Genomic DNA, 18,482 nt, shown 5'->3' on the forward strand with positions numbered 1-18,482 from the left:
ACTTGCATGTGTTAAGCACGCCGCCAGCGTTCATCCTGAGCCAGGATCGAACTCTCATGTTCTGATCTCTTGGTCTTTAGATAAGCTCTAGCTTTTTCTTTATCCCATTTACTTTCTGTTTGCCCGATGCTCTCGCATCGGTTCTCTGAAACTTCTTTTTTAAAGAATTTTCAGGGGTTGGAATATACTGTTCAGTTATCAAGGTCCTGTGTCTCGCTGCGTTAGCGACAACTTCTATAGGATATCATAGCCGCCGCTTCCTGTCAACCATTTTTTTCTTTTTCTTCCATCGCTTTTTCGCGGTGGAATTTAAATATACCATATACGCCTATTTTTGTCAATATTTTTCATAAAAAATGACAAAAAAATAATGGCACTGGTTAATGGAAACGGAGCGGAGAAAGAGGGATTTGAACCCTCGCGCCGGTTGCCCGACCTACACCCTTAGCAGGGGCGCCTCTTCGGCCTCTTGAGTATTTCTCCGAACTTATTATTTCCATATGACACGCCATATGACGCATAGCTTAGTATACTAGAGAACCACTTTCTTGTCAATCATTTTTTATAATCTTTTACCGCAGTTTCATACAAATTCTGACCTGTTGAATCAATTACAACTATTGCAGGAAGATTCTTTACAGTAAGCTTCCGGATGGCCTCTGTTCCCAGATCCTCATATGCCAGTATTTCAGAATCGGTTATACATTTGGACAGAAGTGCTCCTGCCCCGCCAACTGCTGCAAAATATACGGCGCCGTTCCTTACTATAGCCTCTTGTACTTCTTTAGATCTCTTTCCTTTTCCGATCATCCCTTTTAATCCCATATCCAGAAGAGTAGGAGTATATTTATCCATACGGCTGGCTGTGGTGGGTCCTGCTGAACCTATGGGAGATCCTGCTTTGGCCGGAGACGGCCCCATATAATAGATTACATTATCTTTCATGGAAAGAGGCAGTTCTTTTCCCTCCAATATGGTCTCATACATTCTTTTGTGAGCAGCATCTCTCGCCGTATAAATTGTACCGGAAATGTAAACATAATCTCCTGATCTCAGTCCTTTTATTTCCTCATTTTTTAAAGGAACACTTATATATCTGTCCATATTTTATTCCTCTCCATTTACATCTTTATTTTATCCCTGCCGATTTATCCGATGATTCTCGTCACATGGCGGTTTACATGACAGCAGATATTAACTGCCACCGGAAGACCGGCAATATGAGTCGCGTAAGTTTCAATATTTACAGCAAGTGCCGTGACTCTTCCTCCAAGCCCGCCCGGCCCTATTCCCAGATTATTTATCTTGTCCAGCAGTTCTTCTTCCATCTCTCTGACATACGGGACAGAAGAATGTTCCAATACGTTTCTTGTAAGAGCTTTTTTTGCCATATACGCACATTTTTCAAAGGTTCCCCCAATGCCGACCCCTACTACCATAGGAGGACAAGCATTCGGGCCAGCCTCTTCTACTGCAGATAATACAGCTGCCTTTACTCCCTCTATGCCGTCTGCCGGCTTCAGCATAAAAATCCGGCTCATATTTTCACTTCCAAATCCTTTTGGTGCTACAGTCATTTCTATTTTATCTCCCGGTATTATTTCATAATGAATAACAGCAGGTGTATTATCCCTTGTGTTCTCTCTTATCAATGGATCCCCCACCACTGATTTTCGAAGAAATCCCTCCACATATCCACGACGTACGCCTTCGTTCACCGCTTCATCCACAGAGATTCCTTCTATATGCACATTTTGTCCTATCTTCATAAATACTACTGCCATTCCCGTATCCTGGCAAATAGGTATTTCTTCTTTTTCCGCAATCTCCAAATTTTCTTTTAACTGTCCCAATACTCTTTTTCCTACAGGAGATTCCTCTTTTTCAGTCAACCTGTCAAAAGTCTCTTTCATATCAGGAGATAACCGCAGGTTTGCTTCAATACACATTTCTTTCAGATTACTTATGATTTCATCTGTATGAATGATCTTCATTTCTATTTCCTCCGCATAACTTAACTTTCCTGTCAAATAAAACAGGCCGCCGCAATTCATCCATGCGGATATCACCACGTCAGCCCTGTTTTATAATTTTATTTATTCTGTTTCTTTTTTCTCTTCCTGCTGCTCAAGAGACATCTGTATTTCCTCTTCTTTGTTTTCATCATCCATATTGTTCGGGTCTTCTCTGACTTTAGCAATGCTGGCCACAGAAATTTCCTCATCATCAATGTTGATAAGTTTTACTCCGGAAGTGATTCTTCCCAATGTGGAGATATCTTCCACATTAATACGTATGATTATTCCTTCTGTGGTAATGATCATAATTTCCTGATCTGCTTTTACCACCTTTGCTCCCACAATGGATCCTGTCTTATTATTGATCTTGTAGCATTTAACGCCTTTCCCGCCACGCAGCTGAGGAGTAAATTCTTCCAAAAGCGTTCGTTTGCCCATTCCGTTTTCAGACACGATCAGAAGAGCCTCTCCCTGGGTATCCATCTGCATACCGATCACTTGATCGTTTTTGCTTAATTTCATGCCTATAACACCCATGGAAGTTCGTCCTGTAGGCCTTACATCCGTTTCATGGAATCTAATACACTGACCTTCTTTAGTCACCAGTATAATGTCTTTTTTATTATTGGTGGACTTTACTTCTATAAGTTCGTCATCTTCCCGCAGATTAATTGCCTGAAGGCCTGACTTTCTGATGTTCTGGTATTCCGTAATAGAAGTCTTTTTGACCATTCCGTTTTTCGTCGCCATGAACAGATAACGGCCCTCTTCATATTCCCTGATGGGAATGATCGCCGTCACTCTTTCTCCAGGAAGCAGCTGAAGCAGGTTTACAATGGCTGTCCCTCTCGCCGTCCTGCTCGCTTCCGGAATTTCATAGGTCTTCAGTCTATATACTTTACCTTTATTCGTAAAGAACATGATATAATGATGGGTCGTGGTCATCATGAGGTCTTCAATATAATCTTCCTCAATGGTCTGCATCCCCTTGATGCCTTTTCCGCCCCTGTGCTGTGCCTTGAAATTGTTCTCTGACATTCTCTTGATATAGCCCAGGTTCGTCATCGCTATTACTGTATTTTCATCAGCGATCAGATCCTCCATGGACATATCAAATTCATCAAAACCAATGGATGTTTTTCTGTCATCTCCATATTTAGCAGAAATAATGAGTATTTCTTCCCTGATAACAGCCAAAAGCTTATTTTCATCCGCCAGGATAGCTTTTAATTCTGCTATACGAATCTCCAGCTCTTTATATTCATTTTCAATCTTCTCCCGTTCCAGTCCTGTCAGCGCGCGCAGACGCATGTCCACGATTGCCTGAGACTGAGCGTCGCTTAAACCAAAGCGTTCAATCAAATTACTTTTTGCTTCCTGTGTATTTTTAGAAGCACGGATTATTTTTATGACCTCATCAATATTATCCAGCGCAATAAGCAGGCCTTCCAGTATATGGGCCCTTTCTTCTGCCTTGTTTAAATCATACTTTGTCCTTCTTGTTACAACCTCTTCCTGATGCATCAAATAAAATCTCAGCATCTCTAAAAGATTCATGACCTTTGGCTCATTGTTCACAAGAGCCAGCATGATCACACCAAAGCTGTCCTGCAGCTGCGTGTGCTTAAATAACTGATTCAGGATGATATTGGGATTTACATCTCTCCGAAGCTCAATGCAGATCCGCATTCCTGTCCTGTCCGACTCATCCCTCAAATCGGTTATCCCATCAATTTTTTTGTCCCGTACAAGCTCCGCAATTTTTTCAATCAGCCGAGCTTTATTCACCATATAGGGAAGCTCTGTCACAATGATGCGGTGCTTTCCATTCTGCATCGGCTCAATATCTGTGACAGCACGTACGCGTATCTTTCCTCGTCCTGTCCTGTACGCGTCTTCAATTCCGGTCCTTCCAAGAATTTGGGCTCCCGTAGGGAAATCAGGTCCTTTTACGATTTCCAGAATCTCTTCCATTCCGGTCTCTCTGTTTTCCAGGATCCGATTATCAATGATCTTTACAACCGCTCCAATAATTTCCCTTAGGTTATGGGGAGGAATATTGGTGGCCATGCCTACTGCTATTCCAGATGTACCGTTTACAAGAAGATTCGGAAATCTGGACGGAAGTACAGCCGGTTCTTTTTCTGTATCATCAAAGTTGGGAATAAAATTAACGGTATCTTTTCCAATATCCGCAAGCATTTCCATGGATATTTTACTGAGCCTTGCTTCCGTATAACGCATAGCGGCTGCTCCGTCGCCGTCAACGGAACCAAAGTTTCCGTGCCCGTCCACAAGCGGATATCTGGTAGACCATTCCTGAGCCATATTCACCAGAGCTCCATAGATGGAGCTGTCTCCATGGGGATGATATTTACCCATGGTATCACCGACAATACGTGCACATTTTCTGTGAGGCTTGTCAGGACCGTTGTTAAGCTCGATCATAGCATAAAGGACTCGCCGCTGTACCGGCTTGAGTCCGTCTCTTACATCAGGAAGGGCACGGGCGGCTATAACGCTCATGGCATAATCGATGTAAGATTTTTCCATGGTCTTCTGCAGGTCGACGTCATGGATTTTATCGAAAATCGTGCTGTCCATTTATTGTTCCTCCATCTCTTTTACACATCAAGTTCTCCATATCTGGCATTCAATTCTATGAATTCACGCCGGGGTTCAACTTTATCTCCCATCAAAGTAGTAAAGGTCAGATCAATTTCGGATGACGCTTCCTCATCCATTGTGACACGAAGTAGAATTCTTCTCTCCGGATCCATGGTGGTCTCCCACAGCTGCTCAGGATCCATCTCTCCTAACCCCTTATAACGCTGAATCTTATTGTTGTTGTCACGTCCAACTTCTTTCAGAATATTATTTAGCTCGTTGTCATCGTAGGCATACCATACCTTTTTGTTTTTTTCCACCTTATAGAGGGGCGGCTGAGCCAAATACACATATCCCTGCTTAATGAGCTCCGGCATAAAACGATATAAAAATGTTAGCAGCAATGTACTGATATGAGCGCCGTCCACATCAGCATCTGTCATAATGATTATCTTGTGATAGCGAAGCTTTGAAATATCAAAATCATCATGGATTCCTGTTCCAAAGGCCGTTATCATAGCCTTTATTTCCGCATTGGCATAAATTTTATCAAGACGTGCTTTTTCCACATTGAGTATTTTTCCTCTAAGAGGAAGGATTGCCTGTGTATTTCTGGAGCGTGCAGTCTTTGCAGATCCTCCTGCAGAGTCTCCTTCTACAATGTATATCTCACAATTTTCCGGATTTTTATCGGAACAGTCCGCCAGCTTTCCAGGCAGAGTAGTACTTTCAAGAGCCGTTTTTCTTCTTGTCAGATCTCTTGCTTTTCTTGCGGCAGCTCTGGCCCTTTGAGCTAAAATAGACTTTTCACAGATTATCTTCGCAATCTGTGGATTCTGCTCCAAATAATAAGTAAGCTGCTCGCTCACTACGCTGTCGACAGCACTCCTGGCTTCACTGTTCCCCAGCTTCTGCTTTGTCTGTCCTTCAAATTGAGGATCTTCCAGTTTCACACTGATGATAGCTGTCATACCCTCTCTTATATCATCACCCGTCAGATTTGCTTCTTTTTCTTTTAATAGGTTATTCTTTCTGGCATAATCATTAAAGGTTTTCGTAAGAGCGTTTCGAAAACCCGCCATATGAGTTCCGCCCTCCGGCGTATTTATGTTATTTACAAAACTATAGGCACTCTCTGTATAAGAATCATTATGCTGAATCGCCACTTCCACGGCTACTCCGTCGATTTTTCCCTCACAGTAGATAATCGTAGGATACAATGCCTCCTTGCTTCTGTTCAAATACTGAACGAATTCTCGGATTCCTCCTTCATAATGAAATTCTCTGTCCTGCTTGCTCTCCTCTCTCTCATCCTTTAAAATGATCTTAAGTCCTTTTGTAAGGAAAGCCATTTCTCTGAGACGCTGTTTCAATATGTCAAAGTCATAGACTGTTTCTTCAAAAATAGAACTGTCCGGCTTAAATGTGACCATGGAACCATGCTTTGATTTTTTGCAGGTGCCAATAATCTCCAGTTTTTTTACCGTTTTGCCTTTCTCATATCTTTGTCTGTAAATATTTCCGTCCCGGTATATAGTAACCTCGAGCCAGTCAGAAAGCGCGTTTACAACGGAAGCGCCTACGCCATGAAGGCCGCCGGACACTTTATACGCTCCTCCGCCAAATTTTCCTCCCGCATGAAGCTGAGTAAAAATGACTTCTACAGCCGGAACTTTCATTTTAGGATGTTCGTCAACAGGCATACCACGTCCGTTATCAATTACTGTAATGGAATCATCCTGATTGATCGTCACTTCAATGGTATCACAAAATCCCGCCAAAGCTTCATCTACAGAATTATCCACAATCTCATATACCAGGTGATGAAGACCCCTGGAAGACGTACTGCCTATATACATTCCCGGCCTTTTTCTTACGGCTTCCAATCCCTCTAAAACCTGGATTTGATCTGCACTATAATCGGAACTCATAAGTATCCTCCTGTCATTGTTTTTCACTGATTACATTGCCATTTACAACTTGATAGATTTGATTCATCGAAAAATGATTATTTACAAAATCATCGAGACCTGTACAAGTGATGATTGTCTGTATATCCTGAATACTCTCCAGAAGATGATTCTGTCTTCTGCTGTCCAGCTCAGAAAGTACATCATCCAAAAGTAAAATAGGTGATTCTCCAGTAGTCTTTTTTATCATCTCTATTTCAGACAGCTTTAAAGACAATGCGGCGCTTCTTTGCTGTCCCTGAGATCCATATTTACGGATATCAATTCCGTTAATAATAAATAATATATCGTCTCTGTGAGGACCACGCATTGTCAATCTATTTTTTAAATCTTTTTCTCTGGATAAAGACAAACTCTCTTCAAAATGCTCCGGTTCTATATCAGGTTCATAGGAAATCCATATTTCTTCTCTGCCGCCCGTCAAGCTTTTATGGATACCGGAAATAAGTCTGTTCAGTTCTTCTACAAATAGATTTCTTCGTTTCATGACCTCGCAGCCAAATTTTACAAGCTGCATGTCCCATATCTGAAGAGTATCCACATAATCCGGATGAAAAGGAACATCTTTCAGCAGCTTATTTCTTTGATTTAAGGCTTTATTATAGCTGACCAGTCCCGATGTATATATTTTATCCAGCTGGCAGAGCTCCATATCAAGGAAACGCCGTCTTTCCGAAGGACCATTTTTTATGATGTTCAGATCCTCCGGTGAAAAAAAGACCACATTAATATTTCCAAAAAGCTCACTCGCTTTCCTTATGGGAATCCCGCCTATTGCAATCCCTTTTGTTTTATTTTTTTTCAGGTGCATATCGATGCGGGTCTCTACTCCCTTTTTATCTACAAAAAGTTTTATATGGGATTCCTCATCGTTGAAATGAATGATTTCCTTGTCCTTGCTTCCACGATGAGATTTAGATGTGGCACATACATATATGGATTCCAGGATATTTGTCTTCCCTTGTGCGTTGTCCCCATAAAGAACATTCGTACCGGAATCAAAATCTATATGCAGTTTTTCATAATTCCGATAGTTCCTGAGCTCCAAGGATTTAACAAACATTCCTGCACCACTTATTTTTCTATTTTGATGGATTTCCCCTCAAATTCCACGACATCACCGTCATAAAGCTTTTTTCCCCGCTGAAGGCATGCTTCTCCGTTTACTTTAACGGCTCCGTCTAAAATGACCATTTTTGCTTCCACGCCGGAGGCCGCAAAATGAACGGCTTTCAAAGCCTGCCCCAACTTGATATATTCTTCCTTCAGTTTTACTTTTTCCATAAATCCCCCTTATATATTTACAGGTAGTATCAAATAAATATATCTTCCTTCTCCATCCCGGATGAAGCAGGGAGCTTTTGAATTTACCATATAGATATCTACTGTTTCATCATCTATGACCCGGAGAGCATCAATCAAAAATTTAGGATTAAATCCTATGGTGATATCCTTGCCTTCCTTATGGATCATGATTTCTTCCTGCAGAGAACCTATGGCAGAACGAATCGCCACTTCCATTCCATTATCGGAAATAGTGATGATGATCGGCTTCTTATCACTTTCTCGTATGAGGAGTACTGCTCTTTCAATGGAATCCAAAAATTCCTGCTTATTTAAAGAGAGCTTTGTTTCATAATCATTGGACAGCATCTGATTTACATTAAAATACTGCCCTTCTATAAGCCGGGAAACCACCATAGTATCATCAAATTCAAAAAGAATATGATTGCTGGTAAAATAAATGAGAACTTCTTTTTCAGTTTCACCTGATAATATTTTGCTTATTTCTGTCAGAGTCTTGCCAGGTACAATCACCTTTTCATCTTCATAATGGTCTTTTAACTGGACATTGCGGATGGAAATTCTATGTCCGTCTAGAGACACTACCTTAAGAAAGTCATCCTTTACTTCAAAAAGCTCACCTGTCATTAGTTTGTTGTTTTCATTGGCCGCAATAGAAAAGATTGTCTGTCGGATAATTTCTTTTAAGGTGAATTGAGAAATACTTATATAGTGATCTCTCTCAATATAAGGCAGATAGGAGAATTCATCTCCCGGCTTTCCGGCAATCTTGAAATTGGATTTTTCACATTTAATAATAACGTTCAGTGATTCATCTGTTTCGATCCATACCTGGCTGTCGGGAAGCTTTCTCACGATTTCAGAAAAAAGCTTGGCATCAATAGCTATTTTACCTTGTTCCAGAATATTGCCTGCCACTTTTGTTTCAATGCCAAGTTCCATATCATTGGCGGTAAGCTTGATTTCATCTTCAGAAGCATCCATAAGAATACACTCCAGGATGGGCATGGTGGTACGTGAAGGGACTGCCTTCATAACAATACTGATAGCACTCAGGAGAGCGGATTTTTCAAAGGAAAGTTTCATAATTGTGTATAACTCCTTTCACATAAAAATACAGATATATAATAAATGATTTAGTAGTAGTAATAGTAGAGGCTGTGGATTTGTTTATAAGTATCCTCAAGGCCCATGAGAAAAGGGTTTAAGACCTTGATAACTATGTGGATAAAGCTGATATTATGTGTGGATAAAAGGTGAGTTTTCCACATGAAGGATATAGTAAAAAATTATCCACAACTTATACACATGATATAAACAATATTATCCACAGAATAAAATCACAAAATGTAGTGTTTCTTCTATATTAATAGTGTACATATAGTCATGCAGACGTATCTTAGGTTGGATTGATCTTTTTTTTCAGCACGTCTATGGTAGTTTTCATGTTTTCATCAGTATCAAGCTGCTTTGTAATCTTTTTAATGCCGTTGATAATCGTGGTATGATCCTTTCCTCCCAGATATTTTCCTATCATTTGAAGGGGGCAGTCTGTCATAGAACGGCATAAGTACATGACTATCTGTCGTGGTATCACGATTTCCTTATTACGTTTAGAGGAAATAAGGTCGGCGGGAGTACATTTATAATGATCTGCAACCACGTTGATGATCGTATCTGGCGTGATTTCCGTATCTTGATTGGGAGAAATAAAATCTTTTAAAGCTTCTTCGGCCAGATCCAGATTTATTTCTTTATTATCCAGCTTTGAGAGGGCGATTACTTTTGTCAGAGCGCCTTCCAGTTCTCGGATATTGGATTTGATATTGTTGGCTATATATTTGATGACTTCATTGTCTATGTTATAGCCATCCATTTCTTCTTTTTTGCGAAGAATAGCCATCCTGGTCTCATAGTCAGGCGATTGGATGTCAACTGTCAGGCCCCACTCAAAACGGGAAACAAGTCTGTCTTCCAATGTTTCAAATTCTTTTGGAGGCCGGTCACTGGATATGATAATCTGTTTCTTTGCCTCGTGCAGTGTATTGAAAGTATGGAATATTTCTTCCTGTGTACTTTCTTTACCTATGATAAACTGTATATCATCTACCAGAAGGACATCATTGTTTCTGTATTTTTCACGAAACTGAGCTGCTGTGGTGAAATTCTTATTCCGGATGGAATCAATAAGCTCATTTGTGAACTTTTCGGAAGTCACGTACATGATCTTCTTAGAAGGATCGTTTTTTAAAATGAAGTTTGCGATAGAATGCATCAAATGAGTCTTCCCCAGTCCAACGCCCCCATATATAAAAAGAGGATTATAAATTTCAGCGGGGGATTCTGCTACGGCCAATGCCGCTGCATGGGCCATTTTATTGTTGGAGCCTACCACAAAAGTATCAAATGTATATTTAGGATTCAGATTCGCGTTCTGCATGATCGTCATCAGAGAAGAATCTTTTACTTCAGGAAGTTCCGGTTCTTTTATGGTATCCGCCTGTCCTTTGGAATAGAAATGGACGGTACATTTAAAACCTGTCACTTCTTCTATCGATATTTGGAGGACGAAGGAATATTTCTTTTTGATAAAATTAAGGCCTATGGTCTCAATTTTTGAGTCCATGATAACGATGTTGACAATATGGTTGTCCTCATCAACAGACTCCACCTGCAGTGGTCTCAGCCATGTTTCATAGCCAACAGGAGAAATATCATATTCATCTCTCATAAGTTGTAAAATTTTATCCCAGTTTTCCCGTATTTTCTGAAGCATGGCAATATCTCCTGAAGTGCAGAATGGTTTGTGGATATTGTGGATTCCGTTGAGAGAGCACAATAACCCATATACTTTTTCTATTCTATAACAATTCTGTAAATATTTCAATCAGAATATTGTGGATAACTTCTATACACAGGAGAAAATCTTATAAAATGGAGATATTTAAGAGTTTTACACATAGAAATAACAAGAAAACCACAGAGTTATCCACATGTTATCCACATATTGTGGATATGTGTGGATAACCTTGTGGATATTATGTGAATTATATGTAGATAAGTATACCTAGGAATATCTTTCAAACAAACTTATCTTTGCAGATCAGAGGGGACAGGAGGCAGTCCACCGCGGCCCGCAGGGCGCCGGCAGAAGGATTCCGGGCCGCTTAAAGGAGAGTGCTGCATCGCCAGCGAACTGAAATTGTGAAGGTCCGGAACTACTGTAGGTGCTTAACTGGAGCTTAATCGGAATTAGCTAAAAATGATTCTTAAAGGTATCGAATTTACAAATACTTCAAATTTAACTTGACGTAATATCCATCATTGCCTATAATGGAAATGATGTTTTATTATCTCTAAATATAAGTAAAGGAGGTGTTTGAATCATGAAAATGACATTTCAGCCTAAAAAGAGATCCCGTGCAAAAGTTCATGGTTTCCGTGCAAGAATGAGTACTAAAGGTGGAAGAAGAGTATTAGCAGCCAGAAGAGCAAAGGGAAGAAAGCAATTATCAGCGTAGGCCGCAGATTTGTGGCCTTTTGTTTTCTCTTCAGATAATTAGGTAAAAATATGGGTAAATTTCATTCGTTGAAAAGGAATCAGGATTTTCAGGCTGTTTATCGGAATGGAAGATCCTTTGCGAATTCATGTCTTGTAATGTATGCAAAGAAAAGAAATGACGAAGAGGAAAACAGAGTCGGTATATCGGTCAGTAAAAAAGTCGGAAACAGTGTAGTGAGACATCGTTTAAAGCGTCTCATCCGCGAAGCTTACCGAATAAACTGCGGACAGGCAGTGCGCGGATATGATTTAGTGGTCATTGCCAGGGAAAAAAGTAAAGAAAAAACATATAAAGAAATAACAGGAGCCCTTTTAAGTCTTTTAAGAAGCCATCGTTTGCTATAGGTGAAAAACCATGGTAAAAAAACTGTTAATCAGATTAATTCGTTTTTACCGGAAATATTTGTCTGGCCTTAAAACAAGGTCCCATTGCATTTATATTCCGACCTGTTCCCAGTATGCCATAGAGGCACTGGAGAAATATGGCGCCTTAAAGGGCTCATTTCTGGCAATTAAAAGGATTTTAAGATGCAATCCTTTTGCGAAGGGCGGGTATGACCCTGTTCCTTAATTTGGAGGTTAGAACATTGGATTTTCTATTGTTGACGAAAAGTACTACGTTTATTATAGGGCCTATTGCCACCGTATTAGGCTATATTATGGAAGGAATCTATAATCTGGGCGTTCATAATATTGCTGCCTGTATTATACTGTTTACGATAATTGTAAACTTGATTTTGCTTCCTCTTACCATAAAACAGCAGAAATTTATGAAATTGAATGCTGTTATGCAGCCTGAGATAGCAGCTATACAGAAAAAGTATAAGGGAAAACAGCAGGATCAGGCTGCTATGCAGAAGCAGAATATGGAAGTGCAGGCAGTTTATCAGAAATATGGGACAACTCCTACTGGCGGATGCCTTCAGACAGTTCTGCAGCTTCCGATCATGTTTGCTTTATATCAGGTAATCTATAGGATACCTGCTTATGTTTCAGGAATCAAGGAAGTATTGATGAATGTTGTAACACCTGTTATGCAGCAGCCTGGTTATATAGATAAGATTGCGGAGCTTGCTACCAGCAATAAGCTGCCGATTGAGAAAATCGATTACAGTGTAGCAGATAAAATGGTGGATTTGTTCGGCAAATTCAATGCGGCTGCATGGAACCAGCTGAAAGAAATTTTTCCCAGCCTGCAGAATGTAATTTCTGAGAATTCGGATAAATTCCTTCATATGAATTCATTGTTCGGCGGGATGAACTTAACAGAAGCGCCAGGCTTTAAGATATCAGTTGCGCTTATCATTCCTATTTTGGCAGGACTTACCCAATGGCTCAGTGTTAAGACTATGAATACTACGCCTACGGATCCGGATGCACCTGGTGCTGGAGCCATGAAGTCCATGAATACTGTAATGCCGATCATGTCCGTGATTTTTTGTATTTCTTTCCCCATTGGTATTGGTATCTACTGGGTGGCCAGCAGTACAGTCCGTATGGTGATGCAGCTTGGTATCAATCAGTATATGAAGAAGATCAATGTTGATGATATGATAAAAACCAACATTGAGAAGAAAAATAAAAAGCGTCAGAAGAAGGGTCTTCCTCCTATAAACGCCAATGCGACCATAAAGAGCGCCAATAAGGCTTCTGAAGTTGCGGCGAAGAAAAAGGAGATGGAAGAAGAGCGTGCAAAGAAAGCCGCTGTAAATTCTACTGACTATTATAAGAATAAAAATGAAAATCTCGGAATAATCGCTTCCAGGGCCCGTATGGTCCAAAATTACAATGAGAAGAAGGGGAAAAAATAAAGGAGGTTGCTGTCATGAGCGAGTATATCGAAATATCAGCCAAAACAGTGGATGATGCGGTCACGAAAGCTTTGATTCAGTTGGAAACGACCAGTGATAAGCTGGAATATGTCGTAGTTGAAAAAGGCAGTACGGGAATCCTCGGAATCTTTAACAGCAAACCTGCTATCATAAAAGCGAGGAAGGTTTTGACCATATCTGATGTTGCTGAAGAATTTCTGCACAAGGTATTTGCATCCATGAATATGGAAGTGAATATCACATCCTCCATGGATGAGGAAGAAAAGTGTCTGAACATTGATCTGAGCGGAGAAGATATGGGGGTCCTCATAGGGAAAAGGGGACAGACGCTCGATTCTCTTCAATATTTGGTAAGTCTGATCATCAATAAGAACAGTGATGAATACCTTCGGGTAAAGCTGGATACAGAGAATTACCGGGAAAGAAGAAAGGCCACATTGGAAAGCCTGGCTAAAAATATAGCAGCCAAGGTAAAAAGGACAAAGCGTTCTGTATCTTTGGAGCCGATGAATCCTTATGAAAGAAGGATTATTCATTCCGCCCTTCAGAATGATAAATATGTGATTACAAGAAGTGATGGCGAAGAACCTTATCGTCATGTCATTGTTTCATTAAAGAGGGATAACCGGAAAGATCGTTATGAAAAATACGACCGTCAGGACAGAGGCCGCCAGGATAGAGAATATCAGGAGAGGCATGTATAAAAACCGGAAATAGATAAAAAGGGGTTGCCGCAATCATTTGTGTCAGCTCCTTTTTTGAAAGAAAGTTTAAAGCAGAGGAATCTAAGTAGATGAACACAGCAAATACCATAGCAGCCATAGCCACGGCCATGAGCAGTTCCGGTATAGGAATTGTGCGGATCAGCGGAGAAGAAGCGCTGGAGATTCTGTCCAGAATATTTTATCCTGCGAAAAAAGATTACAATGTAATGGAACTGAAAAGTCACACTGTGGTATATGGACATATTTATGACGGCGATACTTTGATAGATGAAGTGCTTGTGCTGTATATGAAGAGACCTCACAGTTATACAGCGGAAGACACTGTTGAAATAGACTGCCACGGCGGTGTTTTTGTGGTTAAAAAAGTATTGGAGGCTGTCCTGAAAAATGGTGCAAGGCCGGCGGAAGCCGGAGAATTTACCAAAAGAGCATTTTTAAATGGAAGGATCGATTTGTCTCAGGCAGAAGCAGTCATGGAGTTGATTGATTCTAAAAATGAATATGCTATGAAAAGTTCTCTTAAACAACTTAAGGGCTCTGTATCAGAAAAGATAAGTTCTTTAAGAGAAAGGATTTTATATGAGATAGCGTTTATTGAATCGGCGCTGGATGATCCGGAGAATATCCCATTGGAGGGATATGGAGAACGTCTGAAAGAAGCTGTAGAGGCGATGGAAAAAGAAGTGGACAATCTGATTCAGTCGGCGGACAATGGAAGAATGGTGTCAGAGGGAATCAAAACTGTCATACTGGGAAAACCAAATGCCGGCAAATCTTCTGTACTGAATCTTCTGATTGGAGAAGACAGAGCAATTGTAACAGAAATAGCGGGAACAACCAGAGATACTCTTGAGGAACATATGATGTTGAATGGTATCAGCCTGAATATCATGGATACGGCCGGTATACGCAATACGGAAGATATAGTGGAAAAGATTGGAGTAAAACGTGCCATGGATAATGCAGAGGATGCGGATCTTATTCTATTCGTGGTAGATTCTTCTGAGAACCTGACAGAGGATGATGAACGGATCATGCAGATCATCCAGGATAAACATGCTATTGTACTGCTGAACAAGTCAGATCTGGATCCAATTATATCCAAGGAAGAAATGGAAAGAAAAACAGGAAAACAGGTGATTTCTTTTTCTGCAAAACAGGAGGAGGGACTTGATGAACTTTCTGAAGCGATAACAGATTTATTTTTTTCAGGAAATCTGGATTTTAATGATGAGATTTATATTACCAGCGCCAGACAGAAGAATGCTCTTGTGAAAGCGTCTGAAAGCCTTAAGCAGGTGAATGACAGCATAAAGAATCATATGTCGGAGGATTTTTATTCGATAGATTTAATGGACGCATATGAAGCTCTGGGTACGATTATCGGTGAAGCAGTAGAAGACGATCTGGTCAATGAGATATTCAGTAAATTCTGTATGGGAAAATAGAGATACAGGTAAGAAAAGAATGACAGGATAAAGTTGGCAGAGAGGTTTGGAGGCAGTCATGTCAGGAAAGAATAACGTGCTGAAAGAAGAATATGATGTGATAGTAATAGGAGCAGGACATGCAGGATGTGAAGCAGCGCTGGCTGCCGCCAGGCTTGGTCTTGAAACGATCATGTTCACCGTAAGTGTGGACAGTATTGCTCTGATGCCCTGTAATCCCAATATAGGCGGAAGTTCAAAAGGCCATCTGGTCAGGGAACTGGATGCCTTAGGCGGGGAGATGGGAGTCAATATCGATAAGACTTTCATTCAGTCAAAGATGCTGAATAGATCAAAAGGGCCTGCTGTCCATTCTCTGCGCGCACAGGCGGATAAGCAGGAATATACCAGGCAGATGAGGATAACACTGGAGAATACGGATCATTTGACAATTCGTCAGGCAGAAGTCTCAGAGCTGATCGTGGAAAATAGAGTCCTTAAAGGAGTAAAGACGGTTTCCGGGGCGGAATATTATGGAAAAGCGGCGGTACTGGCGACCGGCGTTTATCTTCGGGCGCGCTGTATCTATGGAAATGTGAGCAATCCAACGGGGCCGAATGGTCTTCAGGCGGCGACTCACCTGACAGATTCTCTTATAAAAAATGGAATTAAGATGTATCGTTTTAAGACGGGGACTCCTGCCAGGGTGGATAAGAGAAGCATCGATTTTTCAAAAATGGAAGAGCAGTTTGGAGATGAAAAGATAATACCTTTTTCTTTTATGACGGATCCAAAATCCATACAAAGGGAGCAGGTTTCCTGCTGGCTCACCTATACAAATGAAGAGACCCATAAAATCATACGTGATAATCTGGACCGTTCTCCTCTTTTCTCGGGATTTATAGAGGGGACAGGTCCGCGCTATTGTCCGTCCATAGAGGATAAGGTAGTAAAATTCCCGGATAAAAACAGGCATCAGGTCTTCATAGAACCGGAGGGTGAATATACAAATGAAATGTATTTAGGCGGGATGTCCAGTTCTCTTCCGGAAGATGTCCAGTATGACATGTACCGGACCGTGCCTGGACTGGAAAAGGTAAATATTGTCAGGAATGCTTATGCCATTGAATATGACTGTATTGATGCTAGACAATTATATCCTACTTTGGAGTTTCGGGAAATAGAGGGTCTTTACAGCGGCGGCCAGTTCAACGGCAGTTCCGGTTATGAAGAAGCGGCGGCTCAGGGGCTGATGGCTGGAATCAATGCGGCGAGAAAGGTTAAAGGGCTTGAAGGTATCGTTTTGGACCGGTCGCAGGCGTATATAGGCGTTTTGATCGATGATCTGGTGACAAAAGAGAGCCATGAGCCGTATCGTATGATGACGTCGAGAGCAGAATACCGTTTGCTGCTTCGTCAGGATAATGCGGATTTGAGGCTGACAGAGATAGGTAACAAAATCGGATTAGTTGGGGAAGAACAATACAAATCTGTACTTAAGAAAAAAGAGGAAATAGAAAAAGAAATATACCGTTTGGAGCATACAACTGTAGGGGGGACGGAAAAAGTCCAGGCATTTTTAGAAAAGCAAAACAGTAGTTTACTAAAAAATGGAATTACAATGGCGGAGCTGATCAAACGGCCGGAGCTCTCTTATGAGATACTTAAAGAGATCGATCCCGGACGTCCGGTATTATCCGACGCGGTAAAAGAACAGGTGGACATCAACCTTAAATATGAAGGATATATCAAACGTCAAAGAAGTCAGGTCAGACAATTCAAAAAACTGGAAGGTAAAAAGCTGCCTTCTGATATGGATTATTATGATATAAAAGGGCTGAGGAAAGAGGCGATGCAGAAGCTTGACCAATTAAAACCTGTCAACATTGGACAGGCATCCCGTATATCAGGTGTATCGCCGGCGGATATTTCTGTATTGCTCGTATATTTGGAACAAATGAGAGAAATCAGGCGTTCTTAAGCCAGAAGGGATGTCATGATGAATAAAGAGAAATTCATAAAAGAACGGTTTGATCAAGAAGGAATAAATCTTACAGATGATCAGGCTTATCAATTTGCAGTTTATTATGAGCTTTTAACAGAGACAAATAAAGTAATGAACCTGACGGCCATAACTCAGTTTGAGGAGGCAGTAGAGAAACATTTTTTAGACAGTGTGATGATTATTAAACATCATGATTTTTCGTCCATTAAAAGTCTTATTGATGTGGGTACAGGCGCAGGGTTCCCAGGCATACCGATTAAGATAATTTATCCACAGATTTACATGACGCTGTTGGATTCTTTGAACAAAAGAATGATTTTTTTACAGAAAATTGTGGATAACTTAAAATTTAACCGTATGAATCTGATACATGGAAGAGCAGAGGATTATGGAAGAGATACATTGTTCCGGGAAAAGTACGACCTATGTGTGTCCAGAGCTGTTGCTAATTTATCCACATTATCGGAATACTGTACCCCATTTGTAAAAGTAGGTGGGTTTTTTGTTTCTTATAAGTCTGGTAATATAGAAGAAGAATTGGAAAGAGCAAAACCTGGTATTAAGCTCTTGGGATGTAGGACAAAAAGGGTTGAAATATTTACGTTAAATTCTCTTGAAACAATGAAAAAAGTGGATGACGGATATAAGAGGAGTCTTATTTTTATAGAACGAGTGAATAATTTAGATAGTAGATATCCGAGGAAGGCAGGTATACCGGCTAAAATGCCATTGGCTTAAACAGGCGGTAAAGTACAAAGGAGGCTGTACATATGAATAAGATGAAAACAGAGACATGGTTTAAAGTGATGATTGGAGTGATGATTCTTGCAGTTTGCTTGGTTCTGATCAATGTGATTTTTTCTATTATATCTGGTCTGATTATTAGAATAGCCGGAGTTGTCATGATGGTGGGAATCGTTGTGATTGTTTATCAGACGGTAAAAAGGGCATTGAAGAGATAGAAGCAATAAAAAGAGCGCCATATTATGTCTTATAAATAGGACATAATATGGCGCTCTTTTTATTTACGT

Annotated in this window: 17 protein-coding genes, 1 tRNA gene and 1 rRNA gene; 9 read left to right on the plus strand and 10 right to left on the minus strand. The window is 40.5% G+C overall.

What is annotated here, in order from left to right:
- The 10 genes from LQE92_RS11585 to dnaA form a co-directional block, all read right to left on the minus strand.
- A 16S ribosomal RNA gene (locus tag LQE92_RS11585) occupies window positions 1-62 on the minus strand; the annotation flags it as partial.
- Window positions 63-395: 333 nt separating this feature from the next.
- Window positions 396-483 (minus strand) — tRNA-Ser (locus LQE92_RS11590).
- Window positions 484-555: 72 nt separating this feature from the next.
- Window positions 556-1,104 carry a Fe-S-containing hydro-lyase gene (locus LQE92_RS11595; RefSeq protein WP_231063122.1) on the minus strand — a complete coding sequence of 183 codons (549 nt, stop codon included), beginning with the start codon at window positions 1,102-1,104 and terminating at the stop codon, window positions 556-558.
- 44 nt (window positions 1,105-1,148) lie between these two features.
- A complete protein-coding gene (locus tag LQE92_RS11600) occupies window positions 1,149-1,994 on the minus strand; it encodes a fumarate hydratase (protein WP_231063123.1) in 846 nt (281 codons plus the stop codon).
- A gap of 102 nt (window positions 1,995-2,096) precedes the next feature.
- Window positions 2,097-4,622, minus strand: coding sequence for a DNA gyrase subunit A (gene gyrA / locus LQE92_RS11605; protein WP_231063124.1), 2,526 nt, complete (start codon window positions 4,620-4,622; stop codon window positions 2,097-2,099).
- Window positions 4,623-4,642: 20 nt separating this feature from the next.
- Window positions 4,643-6,556, minus strand: coding sequence for a DNA topoisomerase (ATP-hydrolyzing) subunit B (gene gyrB, locus LQE92_RS11610; RefSeq protein WP_231063125.1), 1,914 nt, complete (start codon window positions 6,554-6,556; stop codon window positions 4,643-4,645).
- A gap of 13 nt (window positions 6,557-6,569) precedes the next feature.
- Window positions 6,570-7,658, minus strand: coding sequence for a DNA replication/repair protein RecF (recF, locus tag LQE92_RS11615; RefSeq protein ID WP_231063126.1), 1,089 nt, complete (start codon window positions 7,656-7,658; stop codon window positions 6,570-6,572).
- 11 nt (window positions 7,659-7,669) lie between these two features.
- Window positions 7,670-7,879: an RNA-binding S4 domain-containing protein gene (locus LQE92_RS11620; RefSeq protein ID WP_231063127.1), complete on the minus strand. Its 210-nt coding sequence runs from the start codon at window positions 7,877-7,879 to the stop codon at window positions 7,670-7,672.
- A gap of 9 nt (window positions 7,880-7,888) precedes the next feature.
- On the minus strand, window positions 7,889-8,986 hold the full coding sequence (gene dnaN, locus LQE92_RS11625) for a DNA polymerase III subunit beta (protein ID WP_231063128.1): 1,098 nt from the start codon (window positions 8,984-8,986) through the stop codon (window positions 7,889-7,891).
- Between the two features lie 313 nt (window positions 8,987-9,299).
- Window positions 9,300-10,676, minus strand: a complete 1,377-nt coding sequence (dnaA, locus tag LQE92_RS11630; RefSeq protein WP_231063129.1) for a chromosomal replication initiator protein DnaA — start codon at window positions 10,674-10,676, stop codon at window positions 9,300-9,302.
- 610 nt (window positions 10,677-11,286) lie between these two features.
- Here dnaA and rpmH point away from each other — a divergent pair.
- The 9 genes from rpmH (at window position 11,287) to LQE92_RS11675 (ending at window position 18,413) form a co-directional block, all read left to right on the plus strand.
- On the plus strand, window positions 11,287-11,421 hold the full coding sequence (rpmH, locus tag LQE92_RS11635) for a 50S ribosomal protein L34 (RefSeq protein ID WP_147597494.1): 135 nt from the start codon (window positions 11,287-11,289) through the stop codon (window positions 11,419-11,421).
- Between the two features lie 50 nt (window positions 11,422-11,471).
- A complete protein-coding gene (gene rnpA, locus LQE92_RS11640) occupies window positions 11,472-11,807 on the plus strand; it encodes a ribonuclease P protein component (protein ID WP_231063130.1) in 336 nt (111 codons plus the stop codon).
- A 10-nt stretch (window positions 11,808-11,817) separates the two neighbouring features.
- Window positions 11,818-12,033, plus strand: coding sequence for a membrane protein insertion efficiency factor YidD (yidD, locus tag LQE92_RS11645; protein ID WP_147597496.1), 216 nt, complete (start codon window positions 11,818-11,820; stop codon window positions 12,031-12,033).
- Between the two features lie 16 nt (window positions 12,034-12,049).
- Complete coding sequence (locus tag LQE92_RS11650) at window positions 12,050-13,273, plus strand: YidC/Oxa1 family membrane protein insertase (RefSeq protein WP_231063131.1); 1,224 nt, start codon at window positions 12,050-12,052, stop codon at window positions 13,271-13,273.
- A 14-nt stretch (window positions 13,274-13,287) separates the two neighbouring features.
- On the plus strand, window positions 13,288-13,998 hold the full coding sequence (jag, locus tag LQE92_RS11655; protein ID WP_231063132.1) for an RNA-binding cell elongation regulator Jag/EloR: 711 nt from the start codon (window positions 13,288-13,290) through the stop codon (window positions 13,996-13,998).
- 89 nt (window positions 13,999-14,087) lie between these two features.
- The gene (mnmE, locus tag LQE92_RS11660) at window positions 14,088-15,467 is read left to right on the plus strand and encodes a tRNA uridine-5-carboxymethylaminomethyl(34) synthesis GTPase MnmE (RefSeq protein WP_231063133.1); all 1,380 of its coding nucleotides are present in this window, start codon (window positions 14,088-14,090) and stop codon (window positions 15,465-15,467) included.
- A gap of 58 nt (window positions 15,468-15,525) precedes the next feature.
- Complete coding sequence (mnmG, locus tag LQE92_RS11665; RefSeq protein WP_231063134.1) at window positions 15,526-17,427, plus strand: tRNA uridine-5-carboxymethylaminomethyl(34) synthesis enzyme MnmG; 1,902 nt, start codon at window positions 15,526-15,528, stop codon at window positions 17,425-17,427.
- Window positions 17,428-17,445: 18 nt separating this feature from the next.
- A complete protein-coding gene (gene rsmG, locus LQE92_RS11670) occupies window positions 17,446-18,189 on the plus strand; it encodes a 16S rRNA (guanine(527)-N(7))-methyltransferase RsmG (protein WP_231063224.1) in 744 nt (247 codons plus the stop codon).
- Between the two features lie 32 nt (window positions 18,190-18,221).
- Entirely contained in the window at window positions 18,222-18,413 is a 192-nt protein-coding gene (locus LQE92_RS11675; protein WP_231063135.1) for a hypothetical protein, read from the plus strand.
- Window positions 18,414-18,482 lie beyond the last annotated feature (69 nt).

The organism is Lientehia hominis (genome assembly GCF_021044755.1).
GTDB lineage: Bacteria > Bacillota > Clostridia > Lachnospirales > Lachnospiraceae > Lientehia > Lientehia hominis.

Coding starts and splice junctions, on each gene's coding strand:
- rnpA (WP_231063130.1), top strand. CDS start 11,472: ATGGGTAAATTTCATTCGTTGAAAAGGAATCAGGATTTTCAGGCTGTT.
- gyrB (WP_231063125.1), bottom strand. CDS start 6,556: ATGAGTTCCGATTATAGTGCAGATCAAATCCAGGTTTTAGAGGGATTG.
- gyrA (WP_231063124.1), bottom strand. CDS start 4,622: ATGGACAGCACGATTTTCGATAAAATCCATGACGTCGACCTGCAGAAG.
- LQE92_RS11675 (WP_231063135.1), top strand. CDS start 18,222: ATGAATAAGATGAAAACAGAGACATGGTTTAAAGTGATGATTGGAGTG.
- dnaN (WP_231063128.1), bottom strand. CDS start 8,986: ATGAAACTTTCCTTTGAAAAATCCGCTCTCCTGAGTGCTATCAGTATT.
- rsmG (WP_231063224.1), top strand. CDS start 17,446: ATGAATAAAGAGAAATTCATAAAAGAACGGTTTGATCAAGAAGGAATA.
- LQE92_RS11600 (WP_231063123.1), bottom strand. CDS start 1,994: ATGAAGATCATTCATACAGATGAAATCATAAGTAATCTGAAAGAAATG.
- dnaA (WP_231063129.1), bottom strand. CDS start 10,676: ATGCTTCAGAAAATACGGGAAAACTGGGATAAAATTTTACAACTTATG.
- recF (WP_231063126.1), bottom strand. CDS start 7,658: ATGTTTGTTAAATCCTTGGAGCTCAGGAACTATCGGAATTATGAAAAA.
- mnmG (WP_231063134.1), top strand. CDS start 15,526: ATGTCAGGAAAGAATAACGTGCTGAAAGAAGAATATGATGTGATAGTA.
- LQE92_RS11620 (WP_231063127.1), bottom strand. CDS start 7,879: ATGGAAAAAGTAAAACTGAAGGAAGAATATATCAAGTTGGGGCAGGCT.
- LQE92_RS11595 (WP_231063122.1), bottom strand. CDS start 1,104: ATGGACAGATATATAAGTGTTCCTTTAAAAAATGAGGAAATAAAAGGA.
- yidD (WP_147597496.1), top strand. CDS start 11,818: ATGGTAAAAAAACTGTTAATCAGATTAATTCGTTTTTACCGGAAATAT.
- mnmE (WP_231063133.1), top strand. CDS start 14,088: ATGAACACAGCAAATACCATAGCAGCCATAGCCACGGCCATGAGCAGT.
- rpmH (WP_147597494.1), top strand. CDS start 11,287: ATGAAAATGACATTTCAGCCTAAAAAGAGATCCCGTGCAAAAGTTCAT.
- jag (WP_231063132.1), top strand. CDS start 13,288: ATGAGCGAGTATATCGAAATATCAGCCAAAACAGTGGATGATGCGGTC.